General features: G+C 65.3%; 21 protein-coding genes and 1 tRNA gene. 14 read left to right on the top strand and 8 right to left on the bottom strand.

The window, feature by feature from the left end:
• The first annotated feature begins 103 nt into the window (after window positions 1–103).
• Window positions 104–652 (top strand): peptidylprolyl isomerase, encoded by a 549-nt coding sequence (locus P0204_RS13530; protein WP_276180078.1) that lies wholly within the window; start codon window positions 104–106, stop codon window positions 650–652.
• Between the two features lie 112 nt (window positions 653–764).
• A complete protein-coding gene (locus P0204_RS13525) occupies window positions 765–1,541 on the top strand; it encodes an MOSC domain-containing protein (RefSeq protein WP_276180076.1) in 777 nt (258 codons plus the stop codon).
• 16 nt (window positions 1,542–1,557) lie between these two features.
• Here the strand turns inward: P0204_RS13525 and P0204_RS13520 are convergent, their stop codons facing one another.
• Window positions 1,558–2,868 (bottom strand): metallophosphoesterase, encoded by a 1,311-nt coding sequence (locus P0204_RS13520; protein ID WP_276180074.1) that lies wholly within the window; start codon window positions 2,866–2,868, stop codon window positions 1,558–1,560.
• A 170-nt stretch (window positions 2,869–3,038) separates the two neighbouring features.
• Between P0204_RS13520 and P0204_RS13515 the strand changes: the two genes are divergently transcribed.
• Together P0204_RS13515 and P0204_RS13510 are read left to right on the top strand one after the other, a co-directional pair.
• Window positions 3,039–3,380, top strand: a complete 342-nt coding sequence (locus tag P0204_RS13515; RefSeq protein ID WP_276180072.1) for a ferredoxin — start codon at window positions 3,039–3,041, stop codon at window positions 3,378–3,380.
• A 40-nt stretch (window positions 3,381–3,420) separates the two neighbouring features.
• Window positions 3,421–3,505 (top strand) — tRNA-Leu (locus P0204_RS13510).
• A 347-nt stretch (window positions 3,506–3,852) separates the two neighbouring features.
• On the opposite strand, the gene P0204_RS13505 is transcribed toward P0204_RS13510, so the two are convergent.
• Entirely contained in the window at window positions 3,853–4,467 is a 615-nt protein-coding gene (locus P0204_RS13505) for an HD domain-containing protein (protein ID WP_276180070.1), read from the bottom strand.
• A 434-nt stretch (window positions 4,468–4,901) separates the two neighbouring features.
• Between P0204_RS13505 and P0204_RS13500 the strand changes: the two genes are divergently transcribed.
• Window positions 4,902–5,414: a DUF5813 family protein gene (locus P0204_RS13500; RefSeq protein ID WP_276180068.1), complete on the top strand. Its 513-nt coding sequence runs from the start codon at window positions 4,902–4,904 to the stop codon at window positions 5,412–5,414.
• 187 nt (window positions 5,415–5,601) lie between these two features.
• Here P0204_RS13500 and P0204_RS13495 read toward each other — a convergent pair whose 3' ends face one another.
• Together P0204_RS13495 and P0204_RS13490 are read right to left on the bottom strand one after the other, a co-directional pair.
• A complete protein-coding gene (locus P0204_RS13495; RefSeq protein WP_276180066.1) occupies window positions 5,602–5,832 on the bottom strand; it encodes an Lrp/AsnC family transcriptional regulator in 231 nt (76 codons plus the stop codon).
• A 3-nt stretch (window positions 5,833–5,835) separates the two neighbouring features.
• Window positions 5,836–6,522 (bottom strand): potassium channel family protein, encoded by a 687-nt coding sequence (locus P0204_RS13490; RefSeq protein WP_276180064.1) that lies wholly within the window; start codon window positions 6,520–6,522, stop codon window positions 5,836–5,838.
• Window positions 6,523–6,678: 156 nt separating this feature from the next.
• Between P0204_RS13490 and P0204_RS13485 the strand changes: the two genes are divergently transcribed.
• Both P0204_RS13485 and P0204_RS13480 read left to right on the top strand, forming a co-directional pair.
• Window positions 6,679–6,906, top strand: a complete 228-nt coding sequence (locus P0204_RS13485; protein WP_276180062.1) for an Lrp/AsnC ligand binding domain-containing protein — start codon at window positions 6,679–6,681, stop codon at window positions 6,904–6,906.
• A 50-nt stretch (window positions 6,907–6,956) separates the two neighbouring features.
• Window positions 6,957–7,277 carry a DUF7991 family protein gene (locus P0204_RS13480; protein WP_276180060.1) on the top strand — a complete coding sequence of 107 codons (321 nt, stop codon included), beginning with the start codon at window positions 6,957–6,959 and terminating at the stop codon, window positions 7,275–7,277.
• Here the strand turns inward: P0204_RS13480 and tmk are convergent.
• Window positions 7,274–7,867, bottom strand: a complete 594-nt coding sequence (gene tmk / locus P0204_RS13475; RefSeq protein WP_276180058.1) for a dTMP kinase — start codon at window positions 7,865–7,867, stop codon at window positions 7,274–7,276. The genes P0204_RS13480 and tmk overlap by 4 nt on opposite strands.
• A gap of 100 nt (window positions 7,868–7,967) precedes the next feature.
• Between tmk and P0204_RS13470 the strand changes: the two genes are divergently transcribed.
• The 5 genes from P0204_RS13470 (at window position 7,968) to cofG (ending at window position 12,881) form a co-directional block, all read left to right on the top strand.
• Window positions 7,968–8,870, top strand: a complete 903-nt coding sequence (locus P0204_RS13470) for a complex I NDUFA9 subunit family protein (RefSeq protein WP_276180056.1) — start codon at window positions 7,968–7,970, stop codon at window positions 8,868–8,870.
• A gap of 317 nt (window positions 8,871–9,187) precedes the next feature.
• On the top strand, window positions 9,188–10,369 hold the full coding sequence (locus P0204_RS13465) for a tubulin/FtsZ family protein (protein WP_276180054.1): 1,182 nt from the start codon (window positions 9,188–9,190) through the stop codon (window positions 10,367–10,369).
• Window positions 10,347–11,126 carry a hypothetical protein gene (locus P0204_RS13460; RefSeq protein ID WP_276180052.1) on the top strand — a complete coding sequence of 260 codons (780 nt, stop codon included), beginning with the start codon at window positions 10,347–10,349 and terminating at the stop codon, window positions 11,124–11,126. The genes P0204_RS13465 and P0204_RS13460 overlap by 23 nt, the downstream gene beginning before the upstream one ends.
• Window positions 11,127–11,738, top strand: coding sequence for a 2-phospho-L-lactate guanylyltransferase (gene cofC, locus P0204_RS13455; RefSeq protein WP_276180050.1), 612 nt, complete (start codon window positions 11,127–11,129; stop codon window positions 11,736–11,738).
• A 33-nt stretch (window positions 11,739–11,771) separates the two neighbouring features.
• Entirely contained in the window at window positions 11,772–12,881 is a 1,110-nt protein-coding gene (gene cofG / locus P0204_RS13450; protein WP_276180048.1) for a 7,8-didemethyl-8-hydroxy-5-deazariboflavin synthase subunit CofG, read from the top strand.
• A gap of 28 nt (window positions 12,882–12,909) precedes the next feature.
• Here the strand turns inward: cofG and cofH are convergent, their stop codons facing one another.
• Both cofH and P0204_RS13440 read right to left on the bottom strand, forming a co-directional pair.
• Entirely contained in the window at window positions 12,910–14,247 is a 1,338-nt protein-coding gene (gene cofH / locus P0204_RS13445) for a 7,8-didemethyl-8-hydroxy-5-deazariboflavin synthase subunit CofH (protein ID WP_276180046.1), read from the bottom strand.
• 62 nt (window positions 14,248–14,309) lie between these two features.
• The gene (locus P0204_RS13440) at window positions 14,310–15,323 is read right to left on the bottom strand and encodes a sodium:calcium antiporter (protein ID WP_276180044.1); all 1,014 of its coding nucleotides are present in this window, start codon (window positions 15,321–15,323) and stop codon (window positions 14,310–14,312) included.
• Between the two features lie 149 nt (window positions 15,324–15,472).
• Between P0204_RS13440 and P0204_RS13435 the strand changes: the two genes are divergently transcribed.
• Both P0204_RS13435 and P0204_RS13430 read left to right on the top strand, forming a co-directional pair.
• A complete protein-coding gene (locus P0204_RS13435; RefSeq protein WP_276180042.1) occupies window positions 15,473–16,357 on the top strand; it encodes an NAD+ synthase in 885 nt (294 codons plus the stop codon).
• 36 nt (window positions 16,358–16,393) lie between these two features.
• Window positions 16,394–17,428, top strand: a complete 1,035-nt coding sequence (locus P0204_RS13430; RefSeq protein ID WP_276180040.1) for a phosphoribosylaminoimidazolesuccinocarboxamide synthase — start codon at window positions 16,394–16,396, stop codon at window positions 17,426–17,428.
• 114 nt (window positions 17,429–17,542) lie between these two features.
• On the opposite strand, the gene P0204_RS13425 is transcribed toward P0204_RS13430, so the two are convergent.
• Entirely contained in the window at window positions 17,543–18,526 is a 984-nt protein-coding gene (locus P0204_RS13425; RefSeq protein WP_276180038.1) for a formyltetrahydrofolate deformylase, read from the bottom strand.
• Window positions 18,527–18,608: the final 82 nt, after the last annotated feature.

The raw sequence follows: 18,608 nt of genomic DNA, 5'->3' as shown, positions 1-18,608 counted from the left end.
TCGTTTTGGAGAACCCCAGCCTCGTGGTCGCTGCACAGCGACGTGGTACCACAGTACACGTCCAGTGGGCAGGCTTTTCCGCCGGGGACGCCTCTTGCCGGGCATGAGCGATCTGACAGCGACCCTGCACACGACAGAGGGCGACATCGAGATCGAACTGTACGACGAGAGAGTTCCCCGAACGGTCGAGGCGTTCGTCGACCACGCGACCGAGGCGGACGACTACGACGCCGCTTCGGTCGGTCCCGGCGAGGGCGCCTGGGAGGACCCCGAGAGCGGCGAGAAGCGTATCGACCCGCTCTATACCGACATCGAGATCCACCGGATCATCGAGGACTTCATGATCCAGATGGGCGACCCGACCGGCACCGGCCGGGGCGGCCCGGGCTACCAGTTCGACGACGAGTTCCACGACGAGTTGACCCACGACGACGCCGGCGTCGTCAGCATGGCAAACGCCGGTCCCGACACCAACGGCTCGCAGTTCTTCATCACGCTGGACGCCCAGCCCCACCTCGACGGGAAACACGCCGTCTTCGGCCGCGTCATCGACGGGATGGACGTCGTCGAGGCGATCGGCAACGTCGAGACCGACCGCAACGACGCTCCCAAATCAGAACTGCTGCTCGAATCCGTCGAGATCCACGACTGAGCGACGACCGGTTCGTCGCGGTTCCTGTGTGCCGGCGAAGTACTCCGCCGGGTGCCATCGCGGTCCCCGTTCGAGACAACTGATTTATCCGTCCGCTGCCACCCACCCGGTAGTGGCACACATCGAGCGACTCACCGTCTATCCGGTCAAGGCACTGGACGGCATGGACCGCGAGACGAGCGAGATCCGCCCCGGTGGGACGCTCGCGCTCGACCGCGAGTTCGCGCTCCACGACGCCGACGGGGACGCGTACAACGGGAAGCAAGCCGTCGAGGTCCACGACCTGACGACGACGTTCGTACCGTCGACACGAACGCTGACGGTCGACTCTCCGGACGACCGCTGTGAGTTCGCGCTCGGGAGCGAGGACGGCCGAGCGCGGGCAGCCGAGTGGTTCAGCGACTTCTTCGGTGTCGACCTCGAACTGGTTCGCGATACCGATCGGGGCTACGTCGACCGGCGGGAGATGGGGCCGTCGGTGATCAGCACGGCCACGCTGGAGACCGTCGCCTCGTGGTTCGACGACGTGACCGTCGACGGGGCGCGCCGACGGCTCCGCGCCAACGTCGAGGTCGGCGGGGTTCCGGCCTTCTGGGAGGACCGCTTCGTCGGGACCGACGCGCCGGCGTTCGAGGCCGGCGGCGTCCGTATCGAAGGCGTGACCCCCTGTGGCCGCTGTGTCGTCCCGGAACGGGACCCCGACACTGGCGAGCCGACGCCGGAGTTCCGCGAGCGGTTCGTCGAGCGCCGCCAAGCGACGTTCCCCGACTGGGCCGACCCGGACGCGTTCGACCACTTCTACACGCTGATGCTCATCGCTCGGGTCCCCGAGGCCGACCGCGGGAAGACCATCGCGGTCGGCGACGCGGTCGAGGTCGTCGACGGGTAGCTGTTGTCCGCAGCAGTCAGTCGTCCTCGGGGGTGACGATCTGCCGATCCGGGAGCGACGGGTCCGGCTCTCGACCCAGGGTGAGCAACCGCTCGGTCCGGGTGAGTTCCTCCACGCTGGGATTGGGTTTGTCGATCCCCTGGTAGTCGACGACGATTCCCTCGTCTTCGGCCGCGATACGGACGGCACAGAGCTGGTAGGAGGGATAGAACACCGGCGGGAGCCGGCCGGCGATGACGTCCCGCCGGTGGAGTCGCTTCAGCCACGTTCCGGTGTTGACGAGCAGCCGACCGTCGAGTTCGGTCGTCCGCGGTCGGTGCGTGTGGCCGTAGCAGTAGATCGCCGTCTCGGGGTGTTCGTCGAACACTGCCCTGGCGGCGTCCGTGTACGGCTCGTCGGGATCGACGGTCAGTTCGGTTTCGAAGATCCCGAAGCGGTCGATCGTCTTCCTGACGTCCCGTATCAGGAACGACACCGGGATGCCGACGATCAACAGCAGGCCGGCGACGGCGACGTTGACCGACAGGATCAGGTACACCGTCGCACCGGCCTGGCCGAACTGCCCGAGGAACGCCTCCGTCTGAGTGACCGGGAGCGACCAGATACCCGCGAGATCCAGCCCGGCGAGGATCGCCAGCACCGCGCTGACGTTGAACAGGAACAGGAACGGGATGATGGCGTACCGTATCAGCGGGTTCATCTCCCGGTAGAAGTACTTCGAGACGAGCCAGTTCGGCATCCGCTCGGTCGGCGTCACCGCCTGGACATCTTTCAGCCAGTTGAACCGGCCCCGGTCGGAGAGCTGGCCGGCTCGACTGGTCACGAGCGTGTTGTAGTAGTAGCCAAGCGGCGACGCGTTGGGGTTGCCGAAGTCCTCGATCCGGTTGTTCGGGTCCTGTTGGTGGCCGTGCTCGAACCAGATCGTTCGGTCGCCGACCGGGCGGGTGATCGACTCGGCCTGGACCAGATCGACGTTGTACTCGGCGAACCACTCGACGTACTCGTCGTAGGCCGCCAGTTCGTGGTCGTGGTTCCCGGGAAGCAACGTGATCGGGATCGTCTCGCCGGTCGCCCGGAACTGTTCGAACAGTTCTGGATACTTCTCGACGAGGATATCGAACTTCTGGGGGCCGTCGATCCCGGTGAACTCCCAGAGGCCGAAGGCGTCGCCGTTGATGAGCAGTTCCGCGTCCTCGTCGGTCGTCTCCAGGCGCTCGAGAAACGCCAGGAGTTCGTCGAGGAACTCGACGTGTTCCAGCTGCTCGTCACCGCCGATGTGGAGGTCACTGATGACGTAGTAGACTGCATCGTCGGCGGCGTCTGGCATTGTCCCCCTCTCTTCCCGGACGGTAATAGATGTTGTCACGACGCCGTCGAAGCGAACTCTCCCCGCCGATACGGGGTTGTCAACACATTGATGTCCGAGTCGGCGGACGGTCGGGGCACTGGCTGCCCGCAACCGATAGTCGAAAGTCCGTCCATCACGAAAGGAAGGCAATGACTGACCCGGACGAACCGGTCGATCCGAGCGATATCGGAACGAGCGACGCCCCGTCGATCGAAGACAAGCCCTACAAGATCATCTTCGAGGCCAACAAGTGCTTCGGCGCGGGCAAGTGCGCCGAGGTCTCCGGGACGTGGTCGCTGGACCTCGACACCGGCATCGCCAAACCCGAGACGTACTACATCGACGAGGCAGACCTCGATCACAACGTCGCCGCCGCGGAAGCCTGTCCCGCCAAGAAAGACCGCGGGGTCATCCACGTCGTCGACCGCCGCACGAACGAGGAGATCGCCCCCGACCCCAACGGAGACGGGACGCTCTCCGTCGACTGGTAATCGAAACCCGTTTTCCCGAGGGACGTAGAGAGGTGAGTGCGCGAGGGTAGCCGAGCTTGGCCAAAGGCGGTGGGCTTAAGACCCGCTCCCGTAGGGGTCCATGGGTTCGAATCCCATCCCTCGCATTTTGCGGCGAACATGTCGTGAGCCGTAAATTCGACTGTTGGGATTCGAACTACGGCAGACGCAGCGCGAACGGAGTGAGCGAGCGTCTGGCATCGAGTGAGAATCCCATCCCTCGGTCTCGTTGAGACCTTCGGTAAGTGACAGTTTTCAGCGGTCGTGCTGAACAGAGGGCGCGTATACAGCAGCGTTGGCCGAGTTGACCGGCACCCCGGTAGACGTATTCAAACGAAAGAGGCGAACCCGCTACCCGGATTGCGAGTCGATACCAGTCAGTCGGCCCATCCGTCCGCTACTCAGCGAACCCTCTCTATCGACGACGACAGCGTACCCAGGTCGGGGAGTCGAATCAGTGATCACGAAACGCGACTGCGCTGCTGCCGTCAAACGACCAATCACCGTCTAAAACCGTCCTCGCGGCGTGATACTCCTCACGAACGGCCTCAGCCGCAACGGGATGAAGTTTCTCCCAGCTACGTTCTATCTTGGTGTTGACCCACCCAGCCCCGTCTTCCACGGACATTTCCCGGTTGACGTAGGCCGCTCGTAGCAACGAGGGGACCGCCTGAATGTGTGCCATCCCATCCCCACTTGCGACGCAGTGTGCCGCTGGTGACTCCGGGGACGGGCCACTACTGGCACGATGCGCTCTGATACACCGTTTCACTGTCGCGAGTCGTGGCTCCGTGATTCGGTTTTCGAGTGTCTCCTCTGCAATCCGGGCACCGTGTTCGTGGTGTTCGTCGATATATTCCGGATCGATCAGCGAGGCATAATCGTGCAAAAGAGCAGCGATAGTAACCGTCTTGTGGTCGGCGTCAAGCTCGGCGGCGAGTTGCTGTGCGTTATCCACTACCCGTAGAATGTGGTGTTTCCAGATCCCAGGCCCGAATACGTTTGTCTCACTATGTGCGGCAGTCTTCACACGCGCTCGCAACTCTTTGATGAGATCGTCGGTCGGCATGAGCGGTAACTCGTTCCGTCGGAGAAAAATATCTACGCTGACCGGACCGGAAGTGAAACTGTTAGCACTGTCCTGTTCCCCGTCTACCGGGGATGATTGCCCTACACGCAGGGTACTACCGAGAACTCGGAATGAGATCCCAAAACGGTGGGGCATCTGAGCGCGAAAACAGCTGGCAGAATTGAGCCGTTGTGATGCCTAGACGCTCTGTATCTCGCACGCCGGTTTCAGCAGGTGTTGAGGGTTCCAACAGGCCGATCACTTCCATTTTCCGACTCGAACGGACGTGAGAGGCGTGAAAATCGAATCGATGGCGGTTCGAATCACGGCAGACGCAGCGCGAACGGAGTGAGCGAGCGTCCGGCATCGAGTGAGAATTCCATCCACTCCGAGATACGACGCGTTTTTCCGGCGTAACGGCCTAGAGATGGCCAATGACCGATGTACCCAGCGACGTAGCTGATACCTTCGACCGCCGGGACGCGTTCGTCGCCGGCCAAGAGGGGTACGCCGTCGACTCGACGCGGTTCGACGGGTACGTGACCGCCAGCGAGGGAGAGAGATGGGAGACGGAGTACGAGGTGACCGTCCGAGCGCCGACGCTCCAGGCCGCGACCGCCGACGAGGTGGGCGAGGCCGTCGCCGACGGCTGGTTCGAGACCCTGCAGCGCCGGCTCGAAGACGCGCCCAAGGCAACGCGTGTCTCGGTAGAACTGGACGAGTACACCGTCGAACGCGACGGCGAGGAGGTCGTCGTCACCTTCCGGTTCAGTCTGGGCAGCGAGTCCCAGGCGGCCGACGTGGCCAAGACCTTCGTCGAGTACGTCGAGGGGACCTACGTCGAGGGGATCGTCCCCGGCTACGACTACGTCGGCGTCGTCGCCGATCTGATGGATTCGGCGAGTACCGGCGGGAGCGAGGGGACCCGCGGCGGGACGCCGCTGTAGCGGAGCGGTGGCCGTTCACGGCCTCCGTGCCGCGAAGTCGGGGACGGGCAGGGCTGTGGGCAGAGCATACCGCGAGCGAAGCGAGCGGTTTCCCCCGGACGCGAACGCAGTGAGCGTCCGGCAGTTTTTCCCCACGTTTTTGCAAGGGGGGTCGCCTCGGCGACCCCCTTAGTAAAAAAGTGGGTTACTAGTCCATCGCGATATACGTTTGCGTACTCGCGACGCCGTCGATGCCCTGGATGTGGGTCGCCGCAACGTCCTTGACGGCCGCGGGGCTGTCGACCTCGACTTTCGCGATGAGGTCGACGTCTCCAGCGACGATGTGGGCCTCCAACACCCCCTCGACGGCCTCGATCTCGTCTCGGAGTCGGTCGGCGTCTCCCGTGTTCGCTTTGATCATGACGTAGGCAGTAACCATCTGTCAGGCACCTCCAAGCGCGGTCGCGCGGTCGGCCTCCCCGACGACGAGGCTCCGGACGTCACCGAGGACGTCGAAGTCGGCCAGGACGACCAGGCTGTCGTCGAGGTCGAGCGTCTGGTCCGGGTCCGGGACGGTCAGCGGACCGTCGCCTTTCGCATGCGCGAGCAGCCGTGAGTTGGCAGGCAACTCCAGTTCCGAGAGGGAGTACCCCCGCATGGGGGAGGAGTCGGTGATCGACAGTTCCACCAACTGGAGGTTGTGAGCGATGTCGGCGACGGCCCGGATGTTCCCGCCCAAGAGGGCGTTCTTGGCGGCGATTGCGCCCAGCCGTTCGGGGTAGATCACTTCGTCGACGTCCTGGGCGTAGCGCTGGTAGATCTCCTCGCGGTAGTCCTCGTCGATCCGCATGACGGTCCGACAGCCGTGTTCCTTTGCCACCATGCAAGCGACGAAGTTGTCGTTGAGGTCACCGGTCAGCGCCGCCAGCGCGTCCGCCGCATCGAGGTCGGCTTCTTCGAGTGTGTCCTCGAGCGCGCCGTCGCCAGCGATCACCTCGAACCCGGCGTTGCGGGCCCGCTCGACCGCACTCTCGTCGTGCTCGATGAGGACGACCGCGTGGTCGCTCTCACGCAAGACGCGTGCGGTGCGCAGTCCGACGCGACCTGCACCCACGATAACGAATCGCATATGGTGTCGTATGGCACGGGGGTGGATAAAGCTAGCCCGTCGCGGTGGGCTTCGAGACTGGATGACGACGGCGGCCCGAGCCGCACCCGTTCAGTCGGTCCCGGGAAACCGGCGTCACGGCAAACGTTTTTATCATGTGTATCGTTAGCAAACGATATGGTCGACGCGTTCATCATGCTCAAGACAGACACCGGAAAGTCCAGCGACCTCCTCGCGGAGGTACAGTCGTTGGCAGGCATCTCCGAGGCCCACATCGTCGCGGGCCAGTACGATATCGTCGCGGAAGCCAGCGGCGAGGTGTACGACGTGATGCAATCGGTCGCGACGCGAGTCCGGGACATCGAGGGCGTACTGGACACGCGGACCTACGTCTGTCTGGAGTAGCGCCGGCGGTGTTCCGATACGACAAAGAGTGTCGGTCACCTACGGACGGTATGGTCGCCGTGGTCGACGTCATCGGGCTGCTCGTCATCGTCCTGGCAAACAGCGTGGTGACCGCACTGATGACTCGCTTTTTCCGGGTTCGGCTAAACACCAAGTGGGGAGGGCTCGTCTACGCGGTGTTGCTCTGCCCTGTCGTCATGTTCGTGATCGTGCTCGTTCTGAGCGGTATCTTCAGTCTCGGCGGAAACCTCGGGAGTCGGTCACTGGCACTGTTGGTGACGATCGCGATCCCGTTAGCGATCGGGATGACCTTCGACTACGTCTGGATGCCCGCACCCGACGAGGTCGAACTCCCACAGTCGATGGGTTAGAGCCGTTCCGGTAGCGCGTCACGAACGGCGGTATAGACAGCCTCGGGCGACTGTGTCGCGTCGACACGGACGAACCGGCCGGGGTCGTCCTCGACGAGGCGTTCGTAGTTGGCACGGACAGTCGCGAGATAGTCTGCTGTCTCGAACTTGTTCGTCGCGCCGCTGCGCCGGGCCGCAGTCTCCGGGTCGAGATCGAGATACACCGTCAGATCGGGTGGACGGGTCCACGGTTCGTGGACCTCCCGGACGTACTCCAGCGGGTCCGTGAGATGAGGAGAGTCTGCGAGTGTCGCACCCTGGTAGGCGTAGCGGGAGTCACTGTACCGGTCGGAGACGACGAGCCGGTCGTCCTGCAGTGCCGGCCGGACAGTGTCAGCCAAGTGGGCAGCGTGGTCGGCGGTATAGAGGAACAGTTCCGCCAGTGAGTCGGCGTCGGGGTCGTCGATCGAACGCTGGACGGCGTCACCGTACCAACTCTCGGTCGGTTCCCGGGTGAAGACGGCGTCGTCGGGGACGCCGTCGTCGGCCCGGAGCCGTTCCCAGACGGTCGTCTTGCCGCTCCCGTCCAGTCCCTCCAACGTGACGAGCATACCGTGATGGTACAGTCGGGGGTATGTAAGCACGCCGACCGGGACCGATCCAAACCAGTTGCGCGCCACACTTATACGGTATCCGAGGGTTGTCATGTGCATGGACGTACTCGTAGCCGGCGGGACCGGATTTATCGGGCAGTACCTGTGTCGGGAACTCGACAGTCGAGGGCACGACGTCACCGCACTGGCGCGGAACCCACACGGGGGGTCGCTGCCCGACGGTGTGACCCGCAAGGAAGGCGACGTGACAGACTACGATAGCATCGAAGGCGCCTTCGAAGGACAGGACGCCGTCGTCTTCCTCGTCGCGCTGTCGCCGCTGTTCAAGCCCAACGGCGGCGACGAGATGCACGAGCGAGTTCACCTGGGCGGCACGGAGAACTGTCTCCGGGCGGCCGAGGAACACGGCGTCGATCGGTTCCTCCAGATGAGTGCGCTCGGCGCGGACCCGAACGGTGACACCCACTACATCCGTGCGAAGGGGAAAGCGGAGGGTGCCGTCGAGGACTCCGACCTGGAGTGGACGATCGTTCGGCCCTCGATCGTCTTCGGCGACGGCGGCGAGTTCGTCAGTTTCACCAAGCAACTCAAGGGGATGTTCGCCCCCGGCGTTCCGCTGTATCCGCTTCCCGGCGGCGGCGACACCATGCGGTTCCAGCCGATCCTGGTCGACGAGTTCGTCCCGGTTCTCGCCGACATTCTGGAAGAAGAGGGCCACGCCGGCCAGACCTACGAGGTCGGTGGCCCCGAGACGCTCACGCTCCGGGAGGTGACGAACACGGTCTACGACGCCGAAGGCAAGTCGATCACGATCGTCCCGCTCCCGATGCCGATGGCCAAGATCGGGCTCACCGTCCTGGGGAACCTTGGTTTCAAGATGGGACAGGATCAGTACGAGTCGCTGGATTTCGACAACGTCCCCGCGGAGAACGATCTCGAAGCGTTGGGTCGTGACCCGAGTGACCTGACGACGCTCGGTGAGTATCTCCGGGGCGCATAAGATCCACGTCCCGACCGCTCACGCTCCGAGAGAGGGATTGCAGCCATTGAAAACCACGGCACACCCGATCGCACTGCAGTCGTGCGATCGGTATGCAAATCGGTTCAATTGGTTACGATAGTAACGTGTGTCGGTCACGAGACGGGGTCCGAAGATTCGAGAGGGAATCACACACAGCCGCCAGAGAACCCCGTAGACTGTCCATATACCCATTTCCACCCGGATCGTGTCTTTCGGCAAGGGTTTCGGAATTGAGGTTTGGGGAAAAAGCTTATACCCGCGATACCGCATACCATTTTTAAGCGGAGTACCAGATAATGAAACTCGCCATGATCGGCTTCGGGCAGGCCGGCGGCAAGATCGTCGACAAATTCCTCGAGTACGACCACAAGACGGGGTCGAACATCGTCCGGTCGGCGGTCGCGGTCAACACGGCGAAAGCCGACCTGCTCGGACTCGAGCGCATTCCCCAAGACAACAGGGTCCTCATCGGCCAGGCACGCGTCAAGGGCCACGGAGTCGGGGCCGACAACGAACTCGGCGCGGAGATCGCCGAGGAGGACATCGACGAGATTCAGGGCGCGATCGACAACATCCCGGTCCACGAGGTCGACGCCTTCCTCATCGTCGCCGGGCTGGGCGGCGGGACCGGCTCGGGCGGCTCGCCGGTCCTGGCGAAACACCTCAAGCGGATCTACACCGAACCGGTGTACGGACTCGGTGTCCTGCCGGGCAGTGACGAGGGCGGGATCTACACCCTCAACGCGGCCCGCTCGTTCCAGACGTTCGTCCGTGAGGTCGACAACCTGCTGGTGTTCGACAACGACGCCTGGCGCCAGACGGGCGAGTCCGTCGAGGGCGGGTACGACCACATCAACGACGAGATCGTCCGACGGTTCGGCGTCCTCTTCGGTGCCGGCGAGGTCGAAGCGGGCGACAACGTCGCCGAGAGCGTCGTCGACTCATCGGAGATCATCAACACACTCGACGGCGGGGGCGTCTCGACGGTCGGCTACGCCGCCGAGGACGTCGACCTTTCCGGCGGTGGTGGTCTCCTCTCGCGATTCAAAGGCGACGACGACGGGATGGACGACGGACTGGATACGGCCAACACGACGAACCGCATCACCTCGCTGGTCCGGAAGGCCGCCTTGGGCCGGCTGACGCTTCCCTGTGAGATCGACGGGGCCGAGCGGGCGCTGTTGGTGATCGCCGGCCCGCCCGAACATCTCAACCGGAAGGGGATCGAGCGCGGGCGCAAGTGGCTCGAGGAGCAGACCGGCTCCATGGAGGTCCGGGGCGGTGACTACCCGACCGAGACGCCCAAAGTCGCGGCGTCGATCCTGCTGTCGGGCGTCCACAACGTCCCCCGGATCAAGGAACTCCAGCAGGTCGCGATCGAGGCACAGGACAATATCGACGAGATTCGGCAGCAAAGCGAAGACAACTTGACTGACTTGGTGGAAGACGATGAGGATGAACTCGACCCGTTGTTCTAGGGGTATCGCCGCGGTGCTTGGAATCGTCTGTCTGCTCGCCATCGCGGGGCCGGTGAGTGCCTTCACCGTCTCGGCGGAGGGCGTCCCCGACGAGACCGCAGTCGGCCAGGAGATCTCGGTCACGTACACGATCGACGATCCGTTCACCGACGCGCCCGACGAGTGGACGCTCGCGGGTGAGACCGGACTCCGGAACGTCAGTTGGACGGTGACGGTCCTGCGTGCCGGTAACCCCGTCGAGGACGGCGAGACGACCGCCGGCGGGCAGAAATTCACGCGGGACCTCGCCATCGACAACAACGGCGATCAGGTCCGCGTCGAACTGGTCGGGACGGTCCCGGAGATCGAGGAGTACACCTACCAACCCGAAGAGCAGTACCTGGTCGCGTCGCTCAGCCAGACGACCGGCGACAACACCCAGGAGTTCCAGAACGACACGGCCCACCACTACACCGAGGACAGCAGGGCGGCCCGTGAGGCCATCGCCAGCGCCCAGGGGGCCGTCGAGAGCGCGCCGGGCGACAACAGCGACGCCCGGGACGACATCGACCGCGCGATCTCGGCCTACGAGGGCGAGAACTTCGAGAACGCGATCTCGCTGGCCGAGGAGGCACAGTCCCAAGCCGAACAGGCCCAGCAGAGCCAACAGACGACCCAGATGCTCCTGCTGGCCGGCGGTGCGATCGTCGTCCTCCTCCTGCTCGGGGGCGGCCTCTACTGGTGGACCCAACAGGGCGACGACTACAGCAAACTGTAGATGCGCGTCGTCGTCCCCGTCTCGGGGTCGGACCCGAAGACGCGTCTCGCGGCTGTTCTCGACACCGACGAGCGACTGTTGTTCGCCGAAGCGATGCTCGGTGACGTGGTCGAGACGCTCGCTGCGGCCGGCTACACACCCGACGTGGTCGCGACGGGACCGATCGACTGTCCGGTCCCGGTGACCGTCGACGACCGCGGGCTCGATCCGCTCGTCAACGGTCTGCTCGACGACACTGGCGGCGATCTGGCCGTCGTGATGGCGGACCTCCCGTTGCTCACCACCGAGGCCGTCCAGCGACTGTTCGCGCCCGACACCGACGTGGTGCTGGCGCCGGGACGCGGTGGCGGGACCAACGCCGTCGTCGTCCGCCACCCCGAGTTCCGAGTCGACTACCACGGCGCCTCGATCCGCGACCACCGCCGGATCGCCCGCGAGATCGGCGCCGACCTGGCCGAGATAGACTCCCGACGGCTGGCGACCGACATCGACGAACCCGGCGACCTCGCGGAGGTCCTGCTCCACGGCGACGGACGGGCGGCCGACTGGCTCGCCGACGCGGGCTTCGAGGTCGTTGCCGAGGACGGTCGCGTCGGCGTCACCCGGAACTGAACCCTTTTGCCCCCGCAGCGCCCAGCCCCGGACGTGATTCCCGGCGCCGACGCCTACGACGTCGACATCGCGTTCGATCCCGCCGAGGTCGAGCGCCTGCTGTCGGTAACCCCCGACGACGTCGACGCCGCCGCGGAGTTCTCCTACTGCCGGAACGTCTTCGTGCCGCTGACGACGGCCTGCCGGTACACCTGTACGTACTGTACCTACTACGACCCGCCGGGGCAGGCCGAACTGATGAGTCCCGAGGAGATCCGCGAGACCTGCCGGCGGGGCGCCGACGCCGGCTGTACGGAGGCGCTGTTTACGTTCGGCGACGACCCCGACGACCGGTATACGGCTGTTCACGAGCAACTCGCCGAGTGGGGCCACGAGACGATCCACGACTACCTCCGGGAGGCCTGCGAGATCGCCCTGGAGGCGGGGCTGCTCCCGCACGCCAACCCGGGAGATCAGACCCGCGAGCAGATGGCCACCGTCGCGGACTTGAACGCCTCGATGGGCGTGATGCTGGAGACCACCGCCGACGTCCAGGCCCACGGCGGGCCGCGAGCGAAGAGCCCCGGCCAGCGCCTGGCGACGATCCGGACCGCCGGGGAACTGGGCGTGCCCTTCACGACCGGTATCCTCGTCGGCATCGGCGAGGAGTGGCGCGACCGGGCCGAGAGCCTGCTGGCTATCCGTGAACTGGACCGGCGGTACGGCCACGTCCAGGAAGTGATCGTCCAGCCGGTCGCCGAGAACGAGCGCTGGCAGGACGGCTCCCCCGATCTGTCGACGATGCGCCGCGTGACCGCGATGGCCCGGGCGGCGCTGCCCGAGTCGGTCTCGGTGCAGGTGCCCCCGAACCTCGCACCGGCGCGGGAACTGGTCGACTGCGGGATCGACGACCTGGGCGGGGTGTCACCGGTGACGGTCGACCACATCAACCCCGGCTACGAGTGGCCGGCTCTGACTGAACTCGACGCCGTCGCCGACCACGCCGGCGTCCCGCTGGTCGAGCGGCTGCCGGTGTACGACCGGTACGCGACCGACGAGTGGCTCTCGGAACGAATCCGGGCAGCACTGGACCGCGACGACGCCCACGGCCGGCGGTTCCGCTCGGTGTTACACCGGGGCGAGAACCCGGCCGGCCGGGTGTGAGCGGGCCTCAAGGTTCGTCCCGACTCGCTCACTCCAACAGCGGCGTCCCGTCGGCCTTCGGCCCGAGTTCCGGGCCGACGGCGTCGGCGTCGGGGTCGACGACCCGGCGGTGTTCGTAGTCCGTCGAGCGTTCGACCGGCGTGCGACCGATCGCCGAGATCATGTCGGCGTACTCCCTGATCGAGCGGAACTCCCCGTAGTCCCCGCCGGCGCGTTTCGTGATCTCTTCCGAGAGGATCGTCCCCATGAAGTCGTCGGCCCCGCAGGTCAGCATCTTCAGCCCCTGGCTGTCGCCGTACTTGACCCACGACGATTGGATGTGGTCGACGTTGTCCAGAAACAGCCGCGAGACGGCGATCATCAGTTCGTCCTCGTCGCGGCTGGCACCGCCGTCGACCAGCCCCCGCTCGTAGAGGGGCGTCTCCTCGTGGACAAACGAGAGCGGGACGAACTCCGTGATCGCGCCGGTGCGATCCTGTAACTCGCGGACCCGCTGGAGGTGGAGTACCCGGTGTTTCGCGTTCTCGACGTGACCGTACATGATCGTCGCCGTCGTGTCCAGGCCGACGGCCGCGGCCGCCTCCATCGCTTCCAGCCACTCGGCGGAGTCGATCTTGGCCGGACAGATGACCTCCCGGACTTCGTCGACGAGGATCTCTGCGGCGGTCCCGGGGACGCTGTCCAGCCCGGCACGCGAGAGGCGGCGGAACACCTCCTCGTAGGCCCAGTCGGTCCCCCGGCGGGCGTGGTAGGCCTCCTCCGGGGTCATCGAGTGGACGTGGACGCCGCCGACGTCCATCGCCCGGATCTGCTCGCAGTAGGTCCCCGGATCGACGTCGTAGTCGGCCGGCGGGCGGTAGTTCAGCTCCTCGCGGTCGCTCGCTTCCAGCAGTTCGCGGTGCTCCTCGTCCAGTGCCAGCGCCGGGTGAAGGCCAGAGACCGAACAGACCTCGTAGATCCCGCGCTCGACGGCATCCGCGACGATCTCGCGGGATTCGGCCGGTGTCTTCGTGAACCCGCCGTGATCCTCCTGGTAGCTGCTCCGGAACTGCTCGGAGCGGTCTTTGAAGTTACAGAACAGACAGCCGGTGTTGCAGGCGGTCGTGACGTTGTTGTTGAGGTTGGCGACGAAGGTCACCTCGTCGCCGACGACCTCGGCCCGCCGGCGGTCGGCGGCCTCCAGTACCTGCTCCTTGCGACGGCGGTCGATGCCGTCCCGATCGGTCCCGGTCGTGATGAGTTCGACGCCGTCGGCGACGGTCAAGCGCTCGCCGTCCCGCGCCTTCGCCAGTGCGTTCTCGAAGGACTGGTCGGTTGTCGGCTGGTGGGTGAACTCCAGGTCACCCGTCGGGACGGCGTCAGACATCTGTCTCGGACTAGGTGGGGGCAGGCAAAAGCATGGCGGGACCGGGTGTTCTGGCCAGTACCCTACGCCGGCAGCATACCCGTGACGATCCCCAGGGACTCGGAGACGACCCAGCCGACGAAGACGAGATAGGCACCCAGCAGCGCGTACGACTCCAGGTCGCTCAAGGCGAGATCGGTCCGCAACGCGGTAAAGAGCAGTATCGTCGCTCCGGTCAGGGCGCCGAACATCGGGACGGCCATGGCGAAATCGACCGTCCAGGTGCCGGCGATGAGCACGCCGAGCGGGATCGCCACGAGCAGGTCGAACGTGTTCGATCCCAGCACGTTCGCCAGCGACGCGACTCCGCGGTCGTCCTTTGCCGCCCGGACACTGACCAGGGTATCCGGCAGCGAGGTGGCCCCAGCCAGGATCGTCACACCCAGCAGGAACTCCTGGACCCCGGCGGCTCGGCCGATGACGCCGACCGAGTGGACCAGGCTCTCGACGGCGACGAGGATGACGCCCAGCCCCGCGAGCAGGAAGAGCCACTGTCTGCCGACGGCGATGTCGCCGCCGTCGTCGTCGGCCTGGTGGTCCGCGGTGTCTTGGTACTGGATGAAGATGTAGAGTCCGTACAGTCCGAGCGGCATCAGTGCCAGCGGTCGGGTCACGTCACCCATCAAGGTCGCCTCACCGGGGTAGTAGATCACCGCCATGGCGAAGGTGATGAGCAACACCGACACCGCGAGCATGTAGAACTGTGCCTCCTTGTAGACGAGCGTCCGGTTGGACTCGATGTCGTCCTCGGTAGCGATCCCGGCGACGGCTGGGATCACCAGGATGTTGAAGATCGCCGAGCCGACGATCGCACCGACGCCGAGGGGCATCGACCCCCCCAGGGCCGCGACGACGACGGTCGCCAGTTCCGGGAAACTGGAGCCGACGGCGACGACGATCGCCCCCTGGACGACCTGTGGGAGCCCGTAGTACGTCGAAAGTTGTTCGCTCGACGACTCCAGCCAGTCGCTGCCTTTCCAGATCGCGATCGTGGCAGCGACGATGATACCACCCTCGACGAGCAGGTTCGCGGCCATCACCTGCGGTATCCCGCGCCGTGACCAAAGTGGTTCCCCTCGGGCGGTCGGCTCCAAACGTGCTAGCAGCCATCCGTACTCTCTCAGGTGTTTAAGGATCAGGCGTAAAGGTCGGTAGCGGCTGGAGTTGCATCTGTAAGAGATATCCAATGCACGAACGCACCGATCATCCCTCTGATCTGCTATCGGACGCCATCGACGACATCTCGGCAACCGAATCGGCACTCGTCTCGTTCATTCAGGACCGCGTTCAGTCGGCGGGGGCCGACGGCGTCGTCGTCGCGATGAGCGGGGGTCTCGACTCGACGGTAGCGGCGACGCTTGCCGTCGAAGCACTCGGTCCCGAACGAGTCCTCGGCCTCGGACTCCCGTGTCACAAAACCGACGCCACCGCGGCACTGGAAGCCAGTACCGTCGCCGACGCGCTCGGAATGCCGTTCGAGCGCGTCCAGCTTCGACCCTTGCTCCTCCAGTTCGACCAGACGGTCGCACCCGCCCTCGACCCTGCCGACTCCAAGCGATCGACGCCGACGGCCGGCCGTGCCCGCGAGAACGCGATCGCACGACTGCGGATGCTGTGTGCGTATTACGCCGCGACCCGGACGAACCGCCTCGTCCTCGGGACGGTCAACCGCTCGGAACTGTTGCTCGGCTACGTCACCAAACACGGCGACGGTGCCGCCGACCTGTTCCCGCTTGGCGACCTCTACAAGACCGAGGTCCGTGCGCTGGCGGAGCACCTCGGGGTGCCGGACCACATCGTCGGAAAAGAACCCACCGCCGGTTTCCGTCCGGGACAGACGGACGCCGACGATCTCGGCGCGAGCTACGACGTGATCGACTCACTGCTGTACCGGATCATCGAACAGGGCGTGTCTGTCGAGGCGGCCGCCGACGCGGTCGGCGTGGACAGTTCGACCGCGCGCCAGTTCGTCGAGATGTGTTCGCAAACGGCTCACAAACGGGCCAGACCACCGGTTCCGGGCGTCGAGGGGCGGGTCCGGCGGCCGACAGTCCCGGACAGCGGCGAGTGAGAAACGTCTTTGTGTCGGCCCCGAAACCCCCCGCTAATGACGAGCGTCAAGGATTTCCGTATCGACGAACCTGCCACGGCCGAGGAACTGGGCCGCGGGGCCTTCGTGTTCACCGACGACTACTCGGTGTTCGACTGGGGGAAGATGCCCGACCGGATTCCGGAGAAAGGGGCCTCGCTGTGTACGATGGGGGCGTTCAACTTCCAACTGCTAGAGGAGAACCACATCCCGACACACTACGAGGGCGTCCGTCTTCCCGATCACGACGAGACCGTCGACCTCGGCGAGGCGCTCTCGACCGGCACCGCACCCGAGGAGATGGTCATCTCGTTGACGCAGGTGCCCGAGCTCCCCTTCGTCGACGGGGCCTACGACTACGACGCCTACCACGCCGACGCCGGCGAGAACTACCTGATTCCCCTGGAGATCGTCTTCCGGAACCGCGTGCCGGTCGGCTCCTCGCTACGGTCCCGGACCGACCCAGCCGACCACGGCCTCGACGCCGCGGAGTGGCCAGCGGAACCGGTCGACCTGGAGACGCCGGTCGTCGAGTTCTCGACGAAATACGAGGAACAGGACCGGTACCTCGACCGCGAGGAGGCCGACCGGATCGCCGGCGTCGCCGACGTCGACCGGCTGGAGGAACTCGCTCGGGCGGTCAACCACATCGTCACCGGACAGGCCGATGACGCCGGCCTGGTCCACGAGGACGGCAAGATCGAGTGTCTCTACCACGGCGGCCAGATCCGCATCGCCGACGTGGTGGGGACCTTCGACGAGAACCGCTTTTCGGCCGACGGCCAGCAGGTCTCGAAGGAGGTCATCCGCCAGTACCACAAGCGGACCCAGCCCGAGTGGGTCGAGGCGGTGAGCGAGGCCAAACAGCGAGCCACCGAGGAAGGGGTCGCCGACTGGAAATCGCTCTGTGAACGGTCGCCCGAACCGCTCGACCGGTCGGTGATCGACGCGATGGGCGACCTCTACTGTGCCGGGACGAACGCCTACGTGGACGGGAACGTCTTCGACGCGCCATCGCTGGAGGCCGCGATCGACGCCGTCCGGGACCTCTGAGTCGGAAGTCCCCCGTCTCGTCACCGTCGTCTTCGGACCGGGGCGCGACGAGAAGGTGAAGACAGAGCGACTGAGACGATCGGTTTCGGTAGTTCTCGGAAAACCCCGGAACGTCTAGTCGTCGGCCTCGGTTTCGGGTCCGTCCTCCTCGGCGACGAACTCCCCCAATCCGTCGATCGGACGGTCGGGATTGAGTTCGTTGAGGTCCGTCGGAGCGCCCAGTTGGGCATCGACCTCGTCGTCGCGGAGTTTCGTCCGACCGCGGTGGACGGTGACCTCGTCGTTGAGGTGCAGCCGGATCGCCTCCAGCAACGCGTCGGCTTCGAGCGGCTGGCCCATCTGCTGGAGGTCCTCCTCGGTGGCCTCGTCGGGCACGTTGAACGCCCGCTGGGTGATGATCGGTCCCTGGTCGAGGTCCGTCGTCACGTAGTGTGCGGTGACCCCGGCGATGCGAACGCCTTCCTCGATGGCCTGCATGTACGCCGACCCGCCGGGGAAGGCGGGCAGCAGGCTCGGGTGGACGTTGATGATCCGGCTCTCGTAGCGGAAGACGACGTCCGGCGAGAGGATGCGCATGTAGCGGGCCAGCACGATGAGGTCGGCGTCGTAGCTCGCAAGCAGGTCCAGCAACTGGTCCTCGTCGGGCGTCCCCTTCTCGTCGCCGATGTCGTGGAAGGGAACGTCGTACTTCTCGGCCAGGGGTTGGAGGTCGCTGTGGTTCCCGATGACGACCTCGATGTCGGCACCGAGGTCCCCGTTGGCCCAGGCCTCGAAGAGGGCTTCGAGACAGTGTGACTCCTTGGTCACGAGGACGGCGATGGACTGGGTCTCGCGGTCGGCGGGGAACCGGACCTGGAGGTCGACGCCGAGTTTCTCGCCCAGTTCCGTCAGGTCCTCGCGGAGTGTCTCCTCGGTCGTCACCATCCCACTGGTGTCGACGTGCATCGTCATCCGGAAGACTCCGTCCCGGACGGCCTGGTCGAGGTCTTCGATGTTGATGCTGCGTTCGAACAGCAGGCTGGTCACCTCGGCGATGAGACCGGTATCGTCGTCGCCGACGACCGTGATCTCGGTGAGACCGCGGGTCACGGCCACCACCGTCGGGTACGTACGCTCATTGCTCCGCCGTTGGACCGGGATAGTGCAAAAGCCTTCGTTTTCCGTCGATCAGGGCGTCACA

The organism is Haloarcula halophila (assembly GCF_029278565.1).
In the GTDB taxonomy this organism is placed as follows: domain Archaea; phylum Halobacteriota; class Halobacteria; order Halobacteriales; family Haloarculaceae; genus Haloarcula; species Haloarcula halophila.
This window is presented reverse-complemented; position numbering and strand designations above follow the sequence as displayed.

Excerpts from the sequence above, each read along its gene's own strand:
- P0204_RS13515 (WP_276180072.1), top strand. The coding sequence starts at position 3,039 with ATGACTGACCCGGACGAACCGGTCGATCCGAGCGATATCGGAACGAGC.
- P0204_RS13460 (WP_276180052.1), top strand. The coding sequence starts at position 10,347 with ATGAACTCGACCCGTTGTTCTAGGGGTATCGCCGCGGTGCTTGGAATC.
- P0204_RS13530 (WP_276180078.1), top strand. The coding sequence starts at position 104 with ATGAGCGATCTGACAGCGACCCTGCACACGACAGAGGGCGACATCGAG.
- P0204_RS13485 (WP_276180062.1), top strand. The coding sequence starts at position 6,679 with ATGGTCGACGCGTTCATCATGCTCAAGACAGACACCGGAAAGTCCAGC.
- P0204_RS13435 (WP_276180042.1), top strand. The coding sequence starts at position 15,473 with ATGCACGAACGCACCGATCATCCCTCTGATCTGCTATCGGACGCCATC.
- tmk (WP_276180058.1), bottom strand. The coding sequence starts at position 7,867 with ATGCTCGTCACGTTGGAGGGACTGGACGGGAGCGGCAAGACGACCGTC.
- P0204_RS13430 (WP_276180040.1), top strand. The coding sequence starts at position 16,394 with ATGACGAGCGTCAAGGATTTCCGTATCGACGAACCTGCCACGGCCGAG.
- P0204_RS13465 (WP_276180054.1), top strand. The coding sequence starts at position 9,188 with ATGAAACTCGCCATGATCGGCTTCGGGCAGGCCGGCGGCAAGATCGTC.
- P0204_RS13500 (WP_276180068.1), top strand. The coding sequence starts at position 4,902 with ATGACCGATGTACCCAGCGACGTAGCTGATACCTTCGACCGCCGGGAC.
- P0204_RS13520 (WP_276180074.1), bottom strand. The coding sequence starts at position 2,868 with ATGCCAGACGCCGCCGACGATGCAGTCTACTACGTCATCAGTGACCTC.
- P0204_RS13470 (WP_276180056.1), top strand. The coding sequence starts at position 7,968 with ATGGACGTACTCGTAGCCGGCGGGACCGGATTTATCGGGCAGTACCTG.
- P0204_RS13490 (WP_276180064.1), bottom strand. The coding sequence starts at position 6,522 with ATGCGATTCGTTATCGTGGGTGCAGGTCGCGTCGGACTGCGCACCGCA.
- cofC (WP_276180050.1), top strand. The coding sequence starts at position 11,127 with ATGCGCGTCGTCGTCCCCGTCTCGGGGTCGGACCCGAAGACGCGTCTC.
- P0204_RS13480 (WP_276180060.1), top strand. The coding sequence starts at position 6,957 with ATGGTCGCCGTGGTCGACGTCATCGGGCTGCTCGTCATCGTCCTGGCA.
- P0204_RS13495 (WP_276180066.1), bottom strand. The coding sequence starts at position 5,832 with ATGGTTACTGCCTACGTCATGATCAAAGCGAACACGGGAGACGCCGAC.
- cofH (WP_276180046.1), bottom strand. The coding sequence starts at position 14,247 with ATGTCTGACGCCGTCCCGACGGGTGACCTGGAGTTCACCCACCAGCCG.
- P0204_RS13440 (WP_276180044.1), bottom strand. The coding sequence starts at position 15,323 with ATGGCCGCGAACCTGCTCGTCGAGGGTGGTATCATCGTCGCTGCCACG.
- P0204_RS13505 (WP_276180070.1), bottom strand. The coding sequence starts at position 4,467 with ATGCCGACCGACGATCTCATCAAAGAGTTGCGAGCGCGTGTGAAGACT.